The 16,548-nt window shown below is 50.6% G+C and carries 12 protein-coding genes; 1 reads left to right on the top strand and 11 read right to left on the bottom strand.

Translation table 11 applies throughout. From position 1 onward, the window contains the following. Positions 1–55: 55 nt before the first annotated feature. From asnB to ihfB, 10 genes are all read right to left on the bottom strand, one after another. Positions 56–1,969: an asparagine synthase (glutamine-hydrolyzing) gene (asnB, locus tag AAGW23_RS11075; RefSeq protein ID WP_148924843.1), complete on the bottom strand. Its 1,914-nt coding sequence runs from the start codon at positions 1,967–1,969 to the stop codon at positions 56–58. Then, a complete protein-coding gene (locus AAGW23_RS11070) occupies positions 1,969–3,069 on the bottom strand; it encodes a glycosyltransferase (RefSeq protein ID WP_148924842.1) in 1,101 nt (366 codons plus the stop codon). The genes asnB and AAGW23_RS11070 overlap by 1 nt, the downstream gene beginning before the upstream one ends. Continuing rightward, positions 3,056–4,207, bottom strand: a complete 1,152-nt coding sequence (locus tag AAGW23_RS11065; protein ID WP_342406563.1) for a hypothetical protein — start codon at positions 4,205–4,207, stop codon at positions 3,056–3,058. Before AAGW23_RS11065 ends, AAGW23_RS11070 begins: the two co-directional genes overlap by 14 nt. Before the next feature lie 172 nt (positions 4,208–4,379). Continuing rightward, entirely contained in the window at positions 4,380–5,582 is a 1,203-nt protein-coding gene (locus AAGW23_RS11060) for a lipopolysaccharide biosynthesis protein (protein ID WP_148924840.1), read from the bottom strand. Next, positions 5,579–6,604 (bottom strand): NAD-dependent epimerase/dehydratase family protein, encoded by a 1,026-nt coding sequence (locus AAGW23_RS11055; protein WP_148924839.1) that lies wholly within the window; start codon positions 6,602–6,604, stop codon positions 5,579–5,581. Before AAGW23_RS11055 ends, AAGW23_RS11060 begins: the two co-directional genes overlap by 4 nt. 93 nt (positions 6,605–6,697) lie before the next feature. Beyond that, positions 6,698–7,975 carry a Vi polysaccharide biosynthesis UDP-N-acetylglucosamine C-6 dehydrogenase TviB gene (gene tviB / locus AAGW23_RS11050; RefSeq protein WP_148924838.1) on the bottom strand — a complete coding sequence of 426 codons (1,278 nt, stop codon included), beginning with the start codon at positions 7,973–7,975 and terminating at the stop codon, positions 6,698–6,700. Positions 7,976–8,046: 71 nt separating this feature from the next. Further along, positions 8,047–9,528, bottom strand: a complete 1,482-nt coding sequence (locus tag AAGW23_RS11045; protein WP_342406562.1) for an MBL fold metallo-hydrolase — start codon at positions 9,526–9,528, stop codon at positions 8,047–8,049. A 129-nt stretch (positions 9,529–9,657) separates the two neighbouring features. After that, entirely contained in the window at positions 9,658–10,938 is a 1,281-nt protein-coding gene (locus tag AAGW23_RS11040) for a Wzz/FepE/Etk N-terminal domain-containing protein (RefSeq protein WP_342406561.1), read from the bottom strand. A gap of 458 nt (positions 10,939–11,396) precedes the next feature. Further along, positions 11,397–12,653: a Wzz/FepE/Etk N-terminal domain-containing protein gene (locus AAGW23_RS11035; protein ID WP_342406560.1), complete on the bottom strand. Its 1,257-nt coding sequence runs from the start codon at positions 12,651–12,653 to the stop codon at positions 11,397–11,399. A gap of 158 nt (positions 12,654–12,811) precedes the next feature. After that, positions 12,812–13,096, bottom strand: coding sequence for an integration host factor subunit beta (ihfB, locus tag AAGW23_RS11030; protein ID WP_019340642.1), 285 nt, complete (start codon positions 13,094–13,096; stop codon positions 12,812–12,814). Between the two features lie 640 nt (positions 13,097–13,736). On the opposite strand from ihfB, the gene AAGW23_RS11025 reads away from it, so the two are divergent. Further along, positions 13,737–14,183 carry an REP-associated tyrosine transposase gene (locus tag AAGW23_RS11025; protein WP_342406559.1) on the top strand — a complete coding sequence of 149 codons (447 nt, stop codon included), beginning with the start codon at positions 13,737–13,739 and terminating at the stop codon, positions 14,181–14,183. 365 nt (positions 14,184–14,548) lie between these two features. Here the strand turns inward: AAGW23_RS11025 and AAGW23_RS11020 are convergent, their stop codons facing one another. Further along, the gene (locus AAGW23_RS11020) at positions 14,549–16,210 is read right to left on the bottom strand and encodes a DEAD/DEAH box helicase (protein WP_342406558.1); all 1,662 of its coding nucleotides are present in this window, start codon (positions 16,208–16,210) and stop codon (positions 14,549–14,551) included. Positions 16,211–16,548: the final 338 nt, after the last annotated feature.

Here is a 16,548-nt window from a genome sequence, read left to right as displayed (position 1 = left end):
ATTCTGACGAATGCAAGCTGATAGCTAGAAAATCAACAGAAAGGATAAACAAAGACTAACCCACCGACTCCAGCCAACATTGAAACATCAATACCGACCACAATTGGTATTGCCAATTTCGTCTACCGGATAAATGTTCGCGCCACCTTTCCTGAACAATCTTAGCATTGAAGTACCCCTCATCAAGCAAGCGGTTTTCGTTTATGTAATTTTCAGCCCAATCTCTCAGCGGACCTCGTAACCAAGATGCTAAGGGAACGGCAAACCCTACCTTCGGCTTTTCGATTAGCTCTTGAGGGACATATCGATACAGAACTTGGCGTAGCGGCCACTTGCCAACCCCGGATCTGACCTTAATTTCCTCAGGAATTTGAGCAGCATACTGAACAACACTCTTATCTAGAAAAGGGGCTCTAGTTTCAAGTGAAACAGCCATAGATGCGCGATCAACCTTCACAAGGTTATCATTTGGTAGATAAATCATTAAATCCAATAGCATCATTTCCGTTAGGAAGCTACCAGAAAAACCACTTTCTAAACTAAAGTCCGCAGACGCATCACATCCTATTACCCAGTTAGCCGGTGTGGAATTGTAAGATAAAAAAGCATCCCTATAAAAATCTTGTCGATTAGATGCTCCTAGCACGGTGCCTAGCTTAAGTAATTTATCTGCCAGCAGAGGCTGCTTGAATGTGCGACCTAAGGGAGTGATCGTTTTATCCAGAACTGAGAATGGTAGCGACTTCAGCGCCCTTGAAATTGTTTCCCGAACAGGCAATGGTAAACGAGAAATCTTGGCCCACATATCCTTCGCCAGCAAATACCTTTTGTAGCCTCCAAAAAGCTCGTCACCGCCATCGCCAGTCAGCGCTACAGTGACGTGCTTTTTTGCTAAGCTTGAAACCAAATAAGTTGGAATTTGCGAAGCGTCAGAAAATGGCTCGTCATAAATAGCGGGCAACAAAGGAACAACATCTAAAGCCATTCGTCCAGAAACATATAAATCGTGATGATCAGTTCCTAAATGTTTAGCAACTAATCGAGCATGTTCAGCCTCGTTATACTGCGGATCATCAAATCCTATAGAGAACGTTTTCACCTTGGTCGTTGAGTGTTTCTGCATCAAAGCAACAACAGTCGTTGAATCAATACCGCCAGAAAGAAACGCACCCAAAGAAACATCCGAAATCATCTGAGACCCAACGGACTCAGAAAGTACGGACTCCAGTTTATCAACGTACTGATCTGCAGAAGTATTCCTAGGCGTGGAACTAGAGAAGCAATCTTGTGTAGACCAATAATGTTGTGTATCTACAGCGAGACTAACCGCATCGACACATAAGACAGAACCGGGCTCCACCTTAAACACATTCTTATAGATAGAATAAGGTGCCGGCACGTTCCCGTATTGCAAGTAACGTGCAAGGCTTACCCTATCTATTGAGAAATCAACTCCAGGATATATTTTCAAAGCCTTTAAGTCAGAAGCAAATATGAAAGAGCCTTGCATAAGCCCATAATATAAAGGCTTCTCGCCAAACCGATCTCTAGCTAAGTAAATCTTATTTAATTTACGATCCATTACAGCTAAAGCGAACATTCCTGTAGCCTTTTGTAAGGCCTCCACCATCCCCCAACGCTCTATCGCTTCTAGTAGGACTTCGGAATCAGAGGTCCCTCGCCATGAAATCTCAACACCACCCAACTCTGCTTTTAGTTGTTTATAGTTATAGATTTCGCCATTGAACACCATGATTAATCGACCACTCTTAGAGGTCATCGGCTGATGCCCTGTAGAGGTTAGGTCTAGTATGGATAGTCTTGCATGACATAAGCCAGTTTTACTGTTTTCATCAAACCATAAACCACTGTCATCAGGCCCGCGAGTTTTCATCGCGTTTGTCATACCGTTTAGTACTTCAACGTAATTCACGTTTGAACTGGTCTTGAATCCGGCTATTCCACACATTATTTAAGCACTTGCTCCAAGTAGTTAGCGTAAGCGGTGTCTCTAGCAAAGATAGGCAAGCGACTCTCTCGCTCGATTAGGTAGGATCCTTCATCGAAGCTGTTGATATAATCCACCAAATCATGAATACGACCTTCAGAAAAGTCTATATCAACGGGGAAAGACAGTTGTGTTGTTTCTCCGAAGATCTCTGGAAACGTTACAAGATTCTCCGCATAAATAACTGGCAATGCACAGGATAATGCTTCGAGGGCCACATTCCCGAATGACTCGTATTCTGACATAAAGATCAGATAGTCGCTGGACGACATTAATCCAGCAACATCATCTATCTGACCTAAAAATATGACATTGCCAGTTAAGTTTTTTGATGACACCGACTTTTTAACTCTTTCTAAATCGGGACCACCTCCGGCTATAGTCAAAGACGAACCCGGATAGTAAGCCATCAAGGTTTCAAACAACGACAACACCAAGTCAAGCCGCTTACTACGGACCATCCGTCCAACATAACAGAACCTCTTACCCCTTATTGGCGCGTGGCGCGATATAGGTTTAAAAACAGCAACATCAACCGGGTTATTTATAACTTTTATTAAATGACTAGGAATACCGAAAACATGCTGCATCTCGCTTTTGACAAGTGAAGATACAGCTATACAACAATCTGTCCGTTTAAAAAGAAAATCCAAAAGCAGTTTCATGAGCACTTTCTTTCCACCATGATATGATTTTGAAAAAATAGACCTTTCAGATACAACTACTTTTCTGGACGTAGCTATTGCTGAAAGCCCGTTGATCAAATTTCCACGATGCAGAAAACTTATAAAATAACGCTCTCCCCTATACTTAAACCTCACATACAGGGCTTGCACAACCAAGGTAAACAAAAATAAAGGGCCCCGGCAAAATCTTGCAAAAGGTAAATGCTTCACTTTACCAGTACTTGCAATCGGGTATTCTATACTCGAATCATCAAGCAAGAGATAAACAGGGCAAAAGCCTCTGCCCTCCAAATAAAACCCGATGTCAGAGGCTATTCTCTCGGCCCCGCCTTTTGAAAGGCTATTTATTATAATATAAAAGTTATTGCTTTCCATTTACGCCCCGACTCACATGTTTTACAAGAGCATAAAAAAAACAGATCGACACATACATATAAAAGAAATTTCTTATGTGCCCCAATGCACTGCCGAGCATATATCGATTCCAGAAAAATGCGACATATATTAATAACACCACACACAGCACAAAAAGCAATTTACTTTCAATTTTCAAGCTATGCATGATCGACAGATCTAATAAAAACACAATCATAAACCACGAAAATATGAACAAAAATGGGCCGACATCTCCGAACAATATCAAAGCCTCAATCAACACATTGCCAGCCAGAGAATAGGCAGCATTGGGGAATATTGCGCTTCTTAGATACTCGGAAACATAATCGCTACCACCATCAAAAACAAACAAAGGAATCGGCAAAACTGCCAACCAGCTCAACAGCATTTGGTGATAATCAATGTCGCTCAACTTATATATATTATTCCGCGCCAGATCAAACAAAGACATTTGCCATGCCGGTTCAAATCCGCAGGTATAGCAATACTCACCACTTGTCATTCCAGTATATAAAATACCCAACCCTTCTATGCCATATATGTTTAGATGTGAATAGATATACTTACTAATGTAAATCACAAAAACACCAATCAGCCCTAACAAAATTAACTTCTTATGTTTAGTCAATTCATTAACAGAGATACCGTGCTTATATACATACTTGAGAACCAAAAAGAACATCATAAATGCTAGCGGCGTCCTAGTTCCCGTCATCAAAGTGCTTAGTGCCACCAAGACAGCTAATGCGATAAGTAATTTTTGTGAAGAAAAAATTCCAAATGCAATTGTAGCAATAGAGAATGCGGTAAGAAGAGCTAGCGCTGCTCCCTGGTCGGCTTCCGCCGCCGCATGTTTATAAAGGCTTCCGTGAAAATACAAGAATAGAAACACAATAAAATATAGTGCAAAGAATACAAAAAATAAATACTTATCTTTTTCCTCCATTGCCGAATAGCTGCTATTAAACGCCGATTTACGTCCCAAAACAAACTCAAAGAATATGGCTAATCCCGTGATGTAAATATACAAAAACGACAGATACCATGATACAGGGGCCATATCAGCGGCTGTTGGGACGGCATAACCGCTCCGGGCAAAAACCAGATTCCAGTCCACCACACTGCCAGTTAAAACGGGAAGGAAATACACCGATATACATATATAAAGAAAAGTGACACCTCCAAACTTTCCTTTAATTGAAAAGCAAAATAAAAAATATACCAACACACATGCAATGTATATTAAAGTAGACAAATTCTTTTCTCTTACTAAAAAATAAAATCGTATTTTATTTTATTACCTGATCCACCTTGCGTTTAAAAAAGTATGACCTAAAAACGGTAACCAATGAGACCGCACCCACAACCGCCAGCCCCTGCCCAAAGTAGGAAAAGAATGCTGCTGCTATAATTATCATTAAGCATCCAACTACCGTAACCTTTGTCGCATAGTAACTATAGTTTGTCATTATCAGCAGATAGCCGTTGGGGCCCATCCCTATAGACATAGAATAGCCTAACAACAATGTAATTACTAAAACGAAGAAAATCTGATCAAACTCGCTTAACAAGCCGTAACCAAGCGAAGCAGCAAGTACGAGTAAAAAGGCAGCGACGGATACGATAGAAGCGAGCCTTCTCATTTTTGATTTGAATATAATTATTCCAGTGAGATCGCTTGCTTTCCAGTAAGCTGAGAATCTCGGTGCCGAGAAAGAGTCAATTGTTGCCCCAACAAATGTAACAATCGTAGCCAGTCTGTTTGCGACCGAAAAATATACAACAAGGTCTTTATCAAAATAGTTAAACAAAAACACTGGAAACCATTGAGAAACGTAACTGGCGAGCTGGTTTATGAAATATATGTATGAAGCGAGAAAGTCTCGCTTTACATTAGGACGGCATGAATTAATAATTTTGTATTTTAAACAAAATATAGTTAAGTTAAAGAAAAATACTCCCCATGCTATGACAGTAAAAGAGTATGTAAGATCAGGATTCTCATTTCCCGTTAGCTTTATGTAAAACAATACAATAACGGTTAGCAAAGACAACGAGCCAGGCTCAGTCAATGCAGCCCATATTTCATTCCCGCTTCCTCTAAGATAGAACGATATTAGCCCAAGTCCCGAGAATGCGGGCAAAGTCCACATCACCCATGCATAATGGTCAAGAGAAAGGAAATAAAATCGCAAAAAAAACCAAAATACGGCTATCAGGATCGAGATTATGATAGTTATAAAAAGTAACGATATATGCGAAACCTCTATGGTTTTTTTAGTTTCGCCGAATTGCACCGCAGATTCTCTTAATATATATATATCGAAACCGCATCTGGCGACTATCGAAAGAATATATAGCAAAGCAAAGCCAGTAAAAAATGTAGCAGCCTCATCGACGTTATAAAAAATCGGAACAGCCATGGTCAACAAGACTGTCCCAGCAGCAGCCAGACCTCTAGATATAAATATTTCGATAATTCTTTTTATCATACGCCTAGCCGACTAACGTACCATTCAGTGGCTACCTTCAAGCCATCATTAATGTTGTGCGTCGGTGTGTATCCAAGCAGTTCCCTCGCCTTGCTAATATCTGCCTGTGAATGCATAACATCTCCGTTTCGAAACCCTCCATAATGAGGACTTTGTCCGAAGTCAACACCCATGAAAGATAGCGTGTCACGAAGGGTTTCATAAAGCTCGTTAAGCGAAGTTCTATCACCAACCGCAATATTATAGACTTGGTTTCTTGCATCCCGCCCCGCTGTTGCGGCTAGAATGTTAGCCTGTATAACATTTTCGATAAAACAAAAGTCTCGACTGGTATTACCATCGCCGTTTATCGTTATTCTTTCATTTTTGATAATGGCGGCAGCCCACTTAGGGATCACTGCAGCATATGCACCGTCGGGATCTTGCCGCTTACCAAACACGTTGAAATAGCGCAGTCCGATCGTAGCGAAGCCGTAGGTGCGATCGAACACGTCGGCATATAGCTCATTTACGTATTTTGTTACTGCATACGGGGATAATGGCTTGCCTATACGATCTTCAACTTTAGGAAGGTCGGGATGATCGCCATACGTTGAGCTACTAGCAGCATAGGTGAAGCTTTTCACCTGCGCATCACGAGCAGCAACCAATATGTTTAAGAAACCATCAATATTGGTACTGTTGGTTAGTATTGGATCGTTAATTGAGCGAGGCACCGAACCGAGAGCGGCCTGATGCAGAAGGTAGTCAACACCTACGCATGCATTATGACAGTCCTCTAAGTTCCGGATATCACCTTCTTTGAATTTGAAGCGCGCCCACTGCTCGGCACATACCGACGTTTTAACTTCATCTAAATTACGCTGATGTCCAGTAGCGAAATTATCTAGGCCAATTACGTACTGATCTAGCCGAAGCAGCGATTCCAGCAGATTAGACCCGATAAAACCAGCCACACCAGTAATCAGCCAAGTCTTGGGTTTTATCGGCAGTTCTTGCAGTAGCGATTCATAGCGTGTCATGGGCGTTCACTTTTTTAAGGAATAGTTGGAAGGACACCAACCTGAAGTGTCCATCCCTGGCAGGTCATGAATCGGATTGATTACTCGGTCTGCTTATAAACGCAGGTCAGATTCTTCGGCTCTCAGCAGATATTTAAGGTCGTATAAAACGTGCTCAGCTTTGCCGTATCGCCGTATATTGCCCACACCTAACTCACGGAACTCATTATGTGCTACAGCGAGCACGATACCGTCATATGTACAACTAGCTGGTTCGTCTATTGGAGTGATTTCGTATTCATGCTGAGCTTCAGTAACACTGACCCAAGGGTCGTATACGTCTACCTCGATATTATATTCACCTAGTTCGCTAATGATATCTACCACCCGTGTGTTTCGTAGATCTGGGCAGTTCTCTTTAAACGCTAGGCCTAAAACCAGAACCCGAGCACCATCGACATGGATTCGACGTTTGAGCATTGCTTTGACCAATTGCGACACAACGTATGCGCCCATACCGTCGTTAAGGCGGCGACCAGCAAGAATGATCTCTGGATGATATCCAATGCTTTGGGCTTTATGAGTCAAGTAATAAGGATCTACTCCAATGCAGTGGCCGCCGACCAACCCGGGGCGAAATGGCAGGAAGTTCCATTTGGTGCCAGCGGCCTGTAGCACCGCCTCGGTATCGATGCCCATCCTATTGAATATAATCGCAAGCTCATTGATTAGCGCAATATTTAAATCGCGCTGGGTATTTTCAATGACCTTAGCGGCCTCAGCAACTTTGATACTAGTAGCCTTGTGGGTCCCGGCCGTAATTATCTGGTTGTATAGTTCATCAACCAGATCGGCTACTTCCGGATTAGAGCCCGACGTAACCTTCTGTATTGTCGTAACGCGATGTTCTTTATCCCCTGGATTGATGCGCTCCGGGCTATAGCCAGCGAAGAAGTCTACGTTGAACTTCAGGCCGGACACCTTTTCTAAGACAGGGACGCAGTCTTCTTCCGTAGCTCCAGGGTATACGGTGGACTCATATATGACGATATCGCCCTTCTTCAATACCTTTCCAATAGTCTCAGAAGCTTTGACCAATGGTGTGAGATCCGGCTGCTTATGTTCATCTATAGGCGTCGGTACAGTGACAATGAATACGTTGCAATCTCGTAGATCGTCGAGTTTTGCTGTGTAGCTTAGTTTCTCAGCTTGCTTAAGCTCTTCATCGCTTACTTCAAGAGTAGCGTCATGGCCTGCCTGTAAAGCTTCTATGCGCGGGTGGTTAATATCGAAGCCTACCACAGCACGGTGCTTTCCAAATTCGACAGCTAAAGGCAGCCCAACATAGCCCAAGCCAATAACAGCGAGTTTAATTTCTTGCAAGCTGACCATCATTACATCCATCTAAACGATTGAAATTTGAACTGAGCGGTATGGCCGTTGGCTCGTCCGCTACCGCTCCGTTATAAATATACGTCAGGTAATGACGTGTACTGCCTATTCTTCGTACTCATATGTTCTCGCAACTGACCGGCTAATGCCCGCCTCGCCTTGTCCTCCCCATGCACCACCCTTATCTCTGTCGGCCACTGCTGCATCCCGGTCACAAACGCCACCAATCCTTTCTGGTCCGCATGTGCCGAATAGCCGCCGATGCTGGTAATGCCAGCGCGAATGTCGATGCGTTCGCCATCCAGGTCTACATAGCCGCCCTTCGGCCCGTAGGTCTGGATGGCATGTCCGGGGGTCCCTTGGGCTTGGTAACCAACGAACAATACGTTGTGCCGCTTATCCCCCAGCATGGCCTTTAGGTAATTGAGGATGCGACCGCCGCTACACATGCCACCACCGGCAATGACGATGGCTGGGCGTGCAGTCTGGGCCAGATGTTTAACGATGCGCTGATGATCACCGTGGCTGTCTATTGTAATGAGCTGTTCGAAGGCCAACGGGCGGCGTCCGGATTGGATGCGCTCACGGGCTTCTTCGTTCCAGAAGGCTTTTAGGCTTCGGTAGGCTTCGGTGAAGCGGCTGGCCAGGGGCGAGTCGAGGATGATGGGGAGTTCGGGCCAGTTGGGTTCGTCAGCGTTTGGCGCTGCGGCTTTTTTCGCGAGCGAGCTCGCTCCTACAAGAGCAGACGCACTGTTCAGCTTGGCGTCGATGATCTCTTCGAGTTCGTAGAGCAATTCCTGGGTGCGGCCGATGCTGAAGGCGGGAATGATGACGGTGCCATGGTCTTCGAGGGCTTGCTCGATGACGGCTTCGAGCCGATGGCGGCGGTTGCTGCGGTCTTCGTGGAGGCAGTCGCCGTAGGTGCTTTCTAACACCAGGATGTCGGCGCGTTCGGGTGATTCGGGGGGCATCAGAAACGGTGCGTGCGGCGCGCCGAGATCGCCAGAAAAAACGACGCGCTTGCTCTCCCCTGTTTGCGGGTAAGCCAGATCGATCTCCACGTAGGCAGACCCGAGAATATGCCCGGCACGCTGCAGCCGTATGCGGGCCAGCAGCTCGTCAGTATCCGTGAGGGTGAACCACTGTTTATACGGCAGCGCGATGATCCGCTGCTCTACGAGTTGGATGTATTTTTCGATCTTTGCCCGGTCACGGCTGAAGCCTAACTTGAAGGCATCTTCCAGCACGATCGGCAGGAGTTTGGCGGAAGGCTCGCTACATAAGATGGGGCCATCGAAGCCTGCCGCCAGCAGGTAGGGGATGCGCCCGATGTGGTCGATATGCACGTGGGTGGCCACCAGCGCTTTTATAGTGTCCAGCGGAAACTCTATGGAGAGGCGATCCGCGCCAGGGTCATCAGGAATCGAAGCGTCGCTGCCCTGGAACAGGCCACAGTCGATCAGCAGGCTAGTGCTGGCATTCATGCGCAGCTTATGGCAGGAGCCAGTAACGCCGTCCTTGGCGCCGTGATGGTCTATGTGTGGATAGCGCATAGTTATTCCTTTAACAACGTCACCAAGACGCCCGTGACAGACTAGCCACGAGCCCGCTGAAAAATAAACGGGGATTCTACCGAGTTTGGGAGTGGCTGAGTTGCCAGCCGCAAGCCGACGGATGGATGGTCAGATAACAGGAACGGGGCGACGGAGGTTCCGCACCAGGGCGATGAACAACCCGAGCATGCCGCCAAGCACCAGCGCGAGTGCAACGATGAGGGCTTTCTTCGGCTTGATCGGTTTGCTCGGCTCAACGGCGCCCTGGTCGATGGAGACCAGCTTGAGCGACTCGGTATCAAACTGCAGGGCACGTAGGCGTGCGGCCTCTTCGCGCCAGGCGGCGAGGTCTTTCAGGAAAAGATCTTCGTTATCACGGCTGTTCAGCGTTTCGATCTGACGGTTGTTCTCCAGCAGCTTAAGCTCCCGGGCAATCTGCGCGATGCGCGGCTCGGTGAAATCGTCAGAGCGACGAGCAAGCAGCGCCTTGCGCTCTGCCTCCAACGCATCACTGCCCATGAAGTACAGCGGGATCTGCTGGTTGTTCACCTCTGTGCGGATCACGCTGCCCTGACTGGTGATCTCGGCGGCGCCAAGCGATGAGGGCGTGGTGGGCTTGGTAATGCCGAGCGACGTAGCGATACGGATCGCTTCGTTGAGCTGGTAAATGCGGTTGTTACGGCGAGTCTTCAATTGCTGACGCAGCGCGGAAAGCTCATCGTTCAACTGGGCGCGATTAAGCTCGTCAGCCTCCTTGAGTTTTGCAATCTTGATCTCTTTGCTCGCCTCGTAGTTGGCCCGGGCGGCGGCCATGTTCTTTTCCAGCTGGCTCAGGCGATTGCCGATCAGGGTTTCGAGGTCGGCCGCAATCTGCTTGCGTACGCTATCGAGCGAGTACTGAACAAACCCATTTACAACTTGAACACCGTTGATGCCTTCCGGATAGGTCAGCTGGATACCAACGAAAGGGGTTGTGCCTTCTGCCTTTTTGGGGTCGGGCTGCACGAGCTTGAAGGCTTCGTCATTAAAGGCGTCAAAGGTTTGCTCGAGGCTACGCCCAGGCTGGGCAAGCCCGGCGAAGAGCTGTTGATTGTCACGGAAGAAGCTCAAGCGATTCTCGTAGGAATCTAGCGCTGTTCCCACCTGCGCCAACGCTTGCTTGGGGGACAACTTATAGATGCCTAGGTGATTGAGCTCGTCGAGATCTTTGATCGCAGCAGGACGCAGCACACTTTGAACGGTGTAATAAGGCGTTGCGAGCAAAGCGTAGGCAATGCCGATAGCGCCGGCTAAAAGAGTGACCGCCACTATCAGCGCTTTTTGCTTCCATAGCGCGCTGAACAGTTGTAACAGATCAATCTCATTAGAGCTCACCGGGGTGAGAGCTTCGGGAGAGGCTATAGCGTTCACTTCGAAATCCATCTCGTATTTGCAGCACAGCGGAATGCAGCACTGGGATCGATACTACAAAAATAACAAAAAGTTCCGCCGGTATTTGCGGGCCGTCATTTTGCCACCTAGCTCACAAAAAACAAGCGCAGCGAGCGCACTAGACGTGCTGCGAGATGCCACACCCGACTGACGGTTTCATTTGCTCAATCTGGCTGATGAGGGCGCGATTTTTGTGATGGGTGGCTGCCGGTAGACGGAGGCGCGCTTCGAAAGACTTGGCAGCTGACTGTAAGGGACGATTCGCTAGGACGGCGCGCCTACTGAAGAGAAGCGAAGCTGGTTTGACGGGGGGTTGGAGAGAGGACCGCTCCGGGCGGAGCGTTTGGTTTGGCATGCTCAATCAGGCCGATGGGCCGCGGGGCGCACGCTACGTGAGCAGGTGCCCCCGTATCGGCAATGCCTTATTAATATGCAGGCTAGGTACTGGGGCCGCGATTTACCAGACTGCGAATCAGCGCGATAAACACGCCGAGCATTGCTCCCAGTACCAACCCAAGAGCGAGGATCATCGCCTTCTTGGGCTTGACTGCATTGTTGGGCTGCAGCGCCGGTTGGTCCAGTCGTACCAGGCGCAGTCGCTCGGTATCGAGCTTGATAGCCTTCAAACGAGCAGCTTCTTCTCGCAGCTCTGCCAAGTTGGTGAGGTAGAGATCTTCGCTCTCACGCTCTTTCAGGATTTCCACTTCTCGGTTGTTTTCCAGCATCGCCAGTTCCGACTGGATTTCGGAAATGCGAGGCTCGATAAAGTCATCGGATTTGCGATTGGCCAATGCGTCCCTTTCGGCCATCAAAGCTTCGGTACCCATGAAATACAACGGCATTTCCTGATTGGTCACTTCAGTCCGAATCACCTGCGCCCCACCGCGAGGCGCCTCGGCCATAGCCGATGGAGTGGTGGGCGTGCGAATCCCCAGCGACTCGGCGATGGAAATGGCCTCGCTCAACTCTTGAATTCGGTTGGTTCGGCGCGTTTTCAACTCTTCACGCAACGCTGCGAGTTCATCCTTTAGCTGCGCACGTTTAAGTGCGCTTTCTTCGAGCAGCGTCGCGATCTTCGCTTCCTTGGACGCGTTGTAGCTCGCACGCTGTGCCTCGATGTTCGTTTCCAGACTGGCCAGCCGGTTGCCAATCAGGCTATCAAGGTCATCCGCAATTTCGCGACGCTCGAGCTCCAGTACATAGGCAACGAAATCATTAACGATCGTGGCGCCTTCCATTCCTTTAGGGTAGGTGAGCTTGAGGCCGACGAATGCACTGCGGTTATCGGTGCGCTTTGGGTCCGGGAAAAGCATTTCAAATGCTTGTTCATTGAACTCCGCGAACGTTTGCTCGAGTGAATCCCCTCGCTTGGGGATGTTCTGAAAAAGCTCTTGGTTACCCAGGAAGAACTCTAACCGGTTGTCATAAGAGGACAGCCCACTCGCCACCCGACCGAGCGCTTCTTCGGGGCTCAGCTTATAGATACCGGTTTCGTTCAGCTGATCGAGGCTGCTGCCCGGGACGGGCCGCAAATAGGTTTTGGTTTCGTAATACGGCGTCGCAAGGAAGGCATAGGCTGCGGCAATAAGCGTGACGACCAGCGTCACACTGATGATGAGCATTTTCTGCCGCCAAAGCGCACGAAACAGCTCGACTAGATCTATTTCTTCGGGTGTAGAGGTGGATTGCTGCACGGCCTTCACCAATTCCTTGTTATGGATGCGCTTCACTGCAAAGAAAGCGAGCCGGAATTAGTCCATATAGCAGGCCACAAGTTCACGCGAGTTGACGAGTTTTAACAGCTTTTGATCTCACCCTGCCGCCAAGACGAAGGCCGAGCTCAGATGGCGGATTACTCGTCTTCATTGACCCTATCCCGCAGCTCCTTGCCTGGCTTGAAATGCGGGACGAATTTGCCATCGAGCGGGACGGATTGGCCGGTCTTGGGGTTACGACCGACGCGGGGCGCGCGGTAGTGGAGGGAAAAACTGCCGAAGCCGCGAATTTCGATGCGGTCACCGGTGGCTAGCGCCTGCGCCATCTGCTCGAGCATGGTTTTGATGGCCAGCTCCACATCCTTGGACGAAAGCAGGCCTTGCTGGGTGACGATGCGTTCGATCAACTCCGACTTGGTCATGGTTTTCCCTTCGTTTTCAAGCGGCTAGATCATTTAGGTTGCGTTCGTTTGTAGCATGTTGTTCAGAGTTTGAACAGCCCGAACGTTTGGGTCAGGTTTTGGAGGGAGTGGTCGAAAGCGGCTGGGGTTTGGTGCGGGAATCCCTGACTTAGAGTGCGAGGCTGTGACGCTTGGTAGGCCTGGGGCTTGCATTCGCCGCGGGGCGCGCCTCCCACTAGAGCGGCGCGGTTGTGCTGGGGTTTGGTGGGAGGCCCGACGTCGGGGCGATGCTTTTTGAAAACTGGCAGGCCTGCGGCCTGTATTCGCCGCGGGGCGCCCCTCCCACAATTGTTAAGCGGGGTCGATGCTTGGCTTTTTGGGAGGCGCGACCTCGAGGCGAGGCTTTTAGTCGCTGGCAGGTCTGCGGCCTGTATTCGCCGCGGGGCGCGCCTCCCACTAGAGCGGCGCGGTTGCACTGGGGTTTGGTGGGAGGCCCGACCTCGGGGCGAAGCTTTAGAAGCTGGCAGGCCTGCGACCTGAATTCGCCGCGGGGCGCGCCTCCCACAATTGTTAAGCGGGGTCGATGCTTGGCTTTTTGGGAGGCCCGACCTCGAGGCGAAGCTTTTGGCTTTATGCTGCTGAGTCAAACAGGAGGAACTTTATGGGCAAGGATGCTCGTTTTTCGTCAAACCGATTACGTGCGGGACGCTGGTCTGGCGAGGGGCAAATTTATTTGATCACCACGGTAACTAAACATCGTCGGCCGGTCTTTCAAGATCTCTTTGCTGCTCGTGAGTTGATACGCGTAATTCGGTCCGATGAGGCACGGGGCTCACATAGGATGTTGGCGTTTGTGGTGATGCCGGATCACCTTCATTGGCTGTTGGAGTTACGAAACGGATCTTTGTCGCAACTTGTAGGGCGGGTGAAATCGATTTCAGCGAAGCGGATCGGCGGCCGCGTTTGGCAAGACGGGTTTCATGATCGTGCATTGCGTAAAGAGGAGGACATTCTGGCTACGGCAAGATATGTAGTCGCTAATCCGCTACGGGCAGGGCTGGTGGAGCGGATCGGCGATTATCCGCACTGGGATGCGGTCTGGTTGTGACAACAGCATCAAATGCTGGGTAAGCGCCACCATTCGCCCCGGGGCGCGGCTCCCGCAACTGTTGAAGCGGTGGCGGCTTAGATTTGTAGGAGGCCCGACCTCGGGGCGAAGTTTCTGCTAGCTGGCAGGTCTGCGACCTGCATTCGCCGCGGGGCGCGCCTCCCACAAAAGCAGGGCGGTGCGGGATTTGACCTTGGCTTTGGCTTGCTTTGGCTTTGCGGGGCCGACCTCGGGGCGCAGTTTATGAAAGCTGGCAGTTCTGTGGCCTGCATTCGCCGCGGGCGCGCCTTCCGCTAGAAGAATTACGCGGCAGAAACGAAAAAGGGTGGGCTATCAAGCCCACCCTTTTGGTCAACCAAGAACGATCAATCTTCGCGATAGCGACGCAGCTTGAGTTGCTTACCGCCGACACGGGTGTCCTTGAGCTTGCCGAGCAGGCGCTCGAGGCCTTCTTCCGGCAGCTCTACTAGGCTGAAGCTGTCGCGCACCTGGATGCGGCCGATGTCTTCGCGGGCCAGGCCACCTTCGTTGAGGATGGCGCCGAGCAGGTTGCGCGCGGCGATGCCGTCGCGGGCACCCAGCGCGGTGCGGCAGCGGGCACGGCCTTCGGCCAATGGGATCGGCGCACGACGCTCGCGGTCACCGCTACGCTCGGGGCGATCCGAACGCTCGCGCGGGCTGCTGGTCGGAACAAGCGGCTGCTCTTTTTCGACTTCAGCCAGGGTAAGCGCCTGACCATTGGTTGCCTTGCGCAACAGAGCTGCGGCCAGGGCGCGCGGGCTGCAACCGATATCGGCAACCAGCTTGTCGAGCAGTTCGCCGTGGCTGGCTTCGGCATCAGCTACCAGCGGTGCCAAGCTGTTGGTGAGCTTCTTGATGCGCGCATCCAGCACTTGCTGAGCATTCGGCAGGCGGGCTTCGGCAACCTTCTGGTTGGTGACGCGCTCGATGACCTGCAGCATGCGACGCTCACGCGGAGTGACCAGCAGCAAGGCACGACCTTCACGACCGGCACGGCCGGTACGACCGATACGGTGAACGTAGGACTCCGGATCGTATGGCATGTCGACGTTGAACACGTGAGTGATGCGCGACACGTCGAGGCCACGGGCAGCGACGTCGGTCGCAACAACGATGTCCAGACGGCCATCCTTGAGCGATTCGATCACGCGCTCGCGCTGGTTCTGGGCGATGTCACCGTTCAGCGCGGCAGCCTTGTAACCCTTGGCTTCCAGCGCGGCGGCCAAATCAAGAGTCGCTTGTTTGGTACGCACGAAGGCGATCAGCGCGTCGAAGTCTTCGACTTCCAGGAGGCGCAGGACAGCCGGGATCTTCTGGTCGGCGTGGACCATCAGGTGCGCCTGCTCGATGCGCGCAACGGTCTGAGTCTTGGTTGCGACCTTGATGTGCTGCGGCTCGCGCAAGTGCTTCTCGGCAATGGCGCGAATCGAATGCGGCAGCGTTGCGGAGAACAGCACGGTCTGGCGGCTTTCCGGCATGGCTTCGAAGATGACTTCGAGGTCGTCCATGAAGCCCAGCTTGAGCATCTCGTCAGCTTCGTCGAGCACCAGATACTGAATAGTCGACAGCAGCGTGCCGTTACGGCTCAGGTGGTCGACCAGACGACCTGGGGTGGCGACGATGATCTGCGCGCCCTGGCGAATGGCCTTGAGCTGCGGCCCCATCGGGGCGCCACCGTATACGGCGACGACGCCAACACCTGGCATCTGCTTGGAGTACGTTTCGAACGCAGTGGCAACCTGCAGGGCCAATTCACGAGTCGGCGCGAGAATCAGCGCTTGTGGCTCACGCTTGGCCGGATCGATCTTGGAGAGGATAGGCAGCGCGAAGGCTGCGGTTTTACCGGTACCGGTCTGGGCCTGGCCGATCATGTCGTGGCCGCCGAGAATTACCGGGATCGCCTGGCTCTGAATGGCCGAAGGCTCTTCGTAACCTACTGCAATGACAGCAGCGAGTACGGAGGGATGAATACCGAGTGCGGCAAAGCCGCCGATTTCCTGGGTCATGGGTCTTTTCCTGATGCTCCGCAAAGACCCATGTTCCGAAGCTGCGCATGCCATGCAAAACCCGAAGGTCACCCTGGCAGCCTGGTCGGCGGGGTTTGCGAAAACGTAATGAATGATGAATCGTCTAGGACAGCCGCGAGAAGCGGAAAGCAGCCGAAGCAGCGCTTCGTGTGTTGCAGTACCTGAACGCAGGCTGGGTTTCAGCCGGCGCGTACTATACCGGAATTATGTGAAGCTGTGCGTGTAATTTGTCTTTGGAGTTAGGTTCCGGAAGCAGATCTCCGGCAGGACCGGCACTAGCGAATGAGCCTGGAGTGCTCTAACCAGAGCGTTCGGCT

Origin of the sequence: Stutzerimonas chloritidismutans (assembly GCF_038562055.1) — a bacterium.
GTDB classification, from domain to species: Bacteria; Pseudomonadota; Gammaproteobacteria; order Pseudomonadales; family Pseudomonadaceae; genus Stutzerimonas; species Stutzerimonas chloritidismutans_A.
This window is presented reverse-complemented; position numbering and strand designations above follow the sequence as displayed.

Bases quoted from the DNA above. Each gene is read 5' to 3' on its own strand.
- AAGW23_RS11020 (WP_342406558.1), bottom strand. From the start codon at position 16,210: ATGACCCAGGAAATCGGCGGCTTTGCCGCACTCGGTATTCATCCCTCC.
- AAGW23_RS11045 (WP_342406562.1), bottom strand. From the start codon at position 9,528: ATGCGCTATCCACACATAGACCATCACGGCGCCAAGGACGGCGTTACT.
- AAGW23_RS11070 (WP_148924842.1), bottom strand. From the start codon at position 3,069: ATGGAAAGCAATAACTTTTATATTATAATAAATAGCCTTTCAAAAGGC.
- ihfB (WP_019340642.1), bottom strand. From the start codon at position 13,096: ATGACCAAGTCGGAGTTGATCGAACGCATCGTCACCCAGCAAGGCCTG.
- AAGW23_RS11060 (WP_148924840.1), bottom strand. From the start codon at position 5,582: ATGATAAAAAGAATTATCGAAATATTTATATCTAGAGGTCTGGCTGCT.
- asnB (WP_148924843.1), bottom strand. From the start codon at position 1,969: ATGTGTGGAATAGCCGGATTCAAGACCAGTTCAAACGTGAATTACGTT.
- AAGW23_RS11025 (WP_342406559.1), top strand. From the start codon at position 13,737: ATGGGCAAGGATGCTCGTTTTTCGTCAAACCGATTACGTGCGGGACGC.
- tviB (WP_148924838.1), bottom strand. From the start codon at position 7,975: ATGGTCAGCTTGCAAGAAATTAAACTCGCTGTTATTGGCTTGGGCTAT.
- AAGW23_RS11055 (WP_148924839.1), bottom strand. From the start codon at position 6,604: ATGACACGCTATGAATCGCTACTGCAAGAACTGCCGATAAAACCCAAG.